This is a genomic window from Paenibacillus zanthoxyli JH29 (assembly GCF_000520715.1).
GTDB classification, from domain to species: Bacteria; Bacillota; Bacilli; order Paenibacillales; family Paenibacillaceae; genus Paenibacillus_AQ; species Paenibacillus_AQ zanthoxyli.
In genome coordinates, this window is sequence record NZ_ASSD01000070.1 from 1 (window position 1) to 2,712 (window position 2,712).

Consider the following 2,712-nt stretch of genomic DNA (forward strand, 5'->3'; position numbering starts at 1 on the left):
GGATCAGATTGCCGATGAACTGGCTGATGTGCTGGTGTATGCGGTCTACTTGGCTCAGTCGTTAGACCTGAATATGGAGGATGTCATCCTTGCCAAGCTGAAGAAGAATGCAAAGTATGCAGCTATACGTAATGAAACTTCATAAGAAATAAACTATTAAAAAACCGATTTAAGCTTATTAAATAGCCACCCTTAGTGAGGCCCCTTAAATTTCGCCCTAGCTGTTACGATATCATAAGTAGCAGCATGTTTTTTGGTGGAGAACCGCGTAAAAGGCGTGGAAAAGGATTTGTATAGCAGGGGTTTATCCCTAAGTCACTTTCTGTAAAAAAGCCTGTTATAGAGGCGATAAGCTCCGATTTGAAGGCGGGGTGCCGGAAGTGACTTATTCATTATTAGGTGTCCGATGCCTTCGGTTTTCTGGCCTTTTTTCACATGAATCTGCTTTACGATCGTCTGAAGCAGGTTCATTTGCGTATTCACATCGGTGCTGTTGATAGCCAGCTTTACTTGATGCAGAGGAACCGGATCGGCAGAGCTTTGTTCTAGCTGCCATGAGGCATCCAGCGTTCCGAGTTCCTTGTCAACGGCAGCAATTTCTTTTTGCAGAGGTACAACACGCATGATAGGGAGGGAGATACCAATGCATTTGCACCGTTTCACTTTCTACCTACTTATATTCTCTATTCTTTTCGTTTCTGTAGAGGCTTTTATATCTGTTTGGAAAAGCCACTACACCTTTGGGCTTTACAGCATGAACATGCTGGCACCTGCAATATCATTTATGGTTTTGGTTTTTGTCATCCGTAAGCAAATTGGGACTTCAAAGCGATTTTGGGTTATCATCGCAATCGGGGTCGCTTGTGAATGGATTGCTCAGACGATTTGGGGGTCCTACGAATGGGTATGGTCGATGGAAGCTCCCGAAATCGGCATCGCCGATCTATTTTGGTATTCGAACTCTTTTCTATACCTGATCGCGCTTTATGTCCGGCTGAAGAACTCTGGCGAAAGGACCCGGCATCTACTCGATTCCGCCATTCTGCTCATCAGTATATCAGTCATTAGCTGGGGGTACCTGGTGAAACCGGCTTACTACGGAAACGATGACCTAGATTTTTTTACACTTGGGGTAGATTTGTTCTATCCTGTGACCTCAGTTCTAAGGTTTTTTATATTGGTCGTTTGGCTGCTCAACGGTGAGCGGAGGTTTAACAGCAAGACACTATTGTTTCTTATGGGCGGATTCGTATGTTACGTCTTTGGAGATTTGCTATATGTGTTTCTCATCGACGTACATCATATGGATTCGCTAGCGACATGGATCGATCCATTCTGGGCATCTGCCTCCTTCTGCTTGGCCTTGGCTGGCTTGTATTCGCTGAATCCGGCTTCGCGACCGATCCTGACTGGTGACACGCGCAGCGTCCGGATTCTCCGTTTTTCCGTTCCTTATATCGGTCTTCTCCTGTTCGTCGGGCTCTTCAGTGCTGGGCAGCCTTTGAACAGTATCTTTCTTGCAGGCATTACCAGTATTGTTGTGCTGATCTTTGTCAGGCAGGTGATGTTTCTGCTAGATCGTGAGAAGCTGCTTGAGCAGTTGAAGCATGCGCTCGAACGGTCGGAATACCTGGCCAGCTACGATAGCCTAACGGGACTGCTCAACCGCAGGACGTTCGAACAAGAGCTCACTATCATGCTTTCATCTGCCGCAGTGAGGCAGGAGCAGGTGGCCGTCCTATTCTTCGATTTGGACAAGTTCAAAATCGTTAATGACCTGTATGGTCACCATACGGGAGATCTGCTGCTGCAGGCCGTCGCGGAACATATGACTCTGCTACAGCATGAAGGTATGCGCTGCGCGCGATTCGGCGGTGATGAATTCGTGATAAGTATCACCACTCCAAGTGAATGGATCGGCCGATTGGATGAAATCACCGGCATTATTATACAGGGTATCCCCCAACGTTTCGAGCTAGAGGGAAATGTCATCTACACTTCGCTGAGTGTAGGCATAGCAGTTTTTCCCGATCATGCCCTTAACGTGACTGATTTGATCAAAAGAGCTGACCAAAACATGTACCTTGCTAAACGTGGTGCTAGCTTCTCACTCTAGATATACGCTGTCTTGTACAAAGCTTTAGTAACGGCAATTTGGGAAATCCTAACTTACAGGACATTAGCCTTGAATCATGAGGGCTATTGGTTTTGCTGGATCATGACGGCTATGGCTGATGTGATTGCGGTTGGCGTATATGTACAGTATTGGTTCGATATCCCGCAGTGGGTACCTGCTATCGTCTGCTTAATTATTTTATTAGGACTCAATCTGTTAACGGTAAAAAATTTCGGAGAACTGGAATTTTGGTTTGCCTTAATCAAAGTGATCACGATTCTTGCATTGATTGGCATTGGGGTCATTTTGCTGGTCATGGGATTTAAGACGGATGCAGGATCGGTGAAGATACTAAACCTTTGGGAACACGGGGGCGTTTTTCCGAACGGCATTTCAGGCTTTTTATTTTCCTTTCAAATGGTGGTATTCGCCTATGTTGGTGTGGAATTGGTGGGGGTATCGGCAGCGGAAACGGCGAATCCGGAAAAAAATATCCCATCGGCTATCAATAAAATTCCTCTGCGGATTTTATTTTTCTACGTTGGCGCGCTGTTCGTCCTTTGAGAACCTGATTTGGCTAGCCTCACGTTTGGTGG

General features: G+C 46.1%; 3 protein-coding genes and 1 pseudogene. 3 read left to right on the forward strand and 1 reads right to left on the reverse strand.

Annotated features, from left to right (window positions below):
• Positions 1-7 precede the first annotated feature (7 nt).
• On the forward strand, positions 8-145 hold the full coding sequence (locus L691_RS31000) for a MazG-like family protein (protein ID WP_084653780.1): 138 nt from the start codon (positions 8-10) through the stop codon (positions 143-145).
• Between the two features lie 170 nt (positions 146-315).
• On the opposite strand, the gene L691_RS0102815 is transcribed toward L691_RS31000, so the two are convergent.
• Entirely contained in the window at positions 316-663 is a 348-nt protein-coding gene (locus L691_RS0102815; RefSeq protein WP_198022964.1) for a hypothetical protein, read from the reverse strand.
• A 91-nt stretch (positions 664-754) separates the two neighbouring features.
• Between L691_RS0102815 and L691_RS34145 the strand changes: the two genes are divergently transcribed.
• The gene (locus tag L691_RS34145; protein ID WP_232229077.1) at positions 755-2,116 is read left to right on the forward strand and encodes a diguanylate cyclase domain-containing protein; all 1,362 of its coding nucleotides are present in this window, start codon (positions 755-757) and stop codon (positions 2,114-2,116) included.
• Positions 2,117-2,200: 84 nt separating this feature from the next.
• Positions 2,201-2,677: pseudogene (locus L691_RS34150) on the forward strand (amino acid permease); the annotation flags it as partial.
• Between the last annotated feature and the right edge of the window lie 35 nt (positions 2,678-2,712).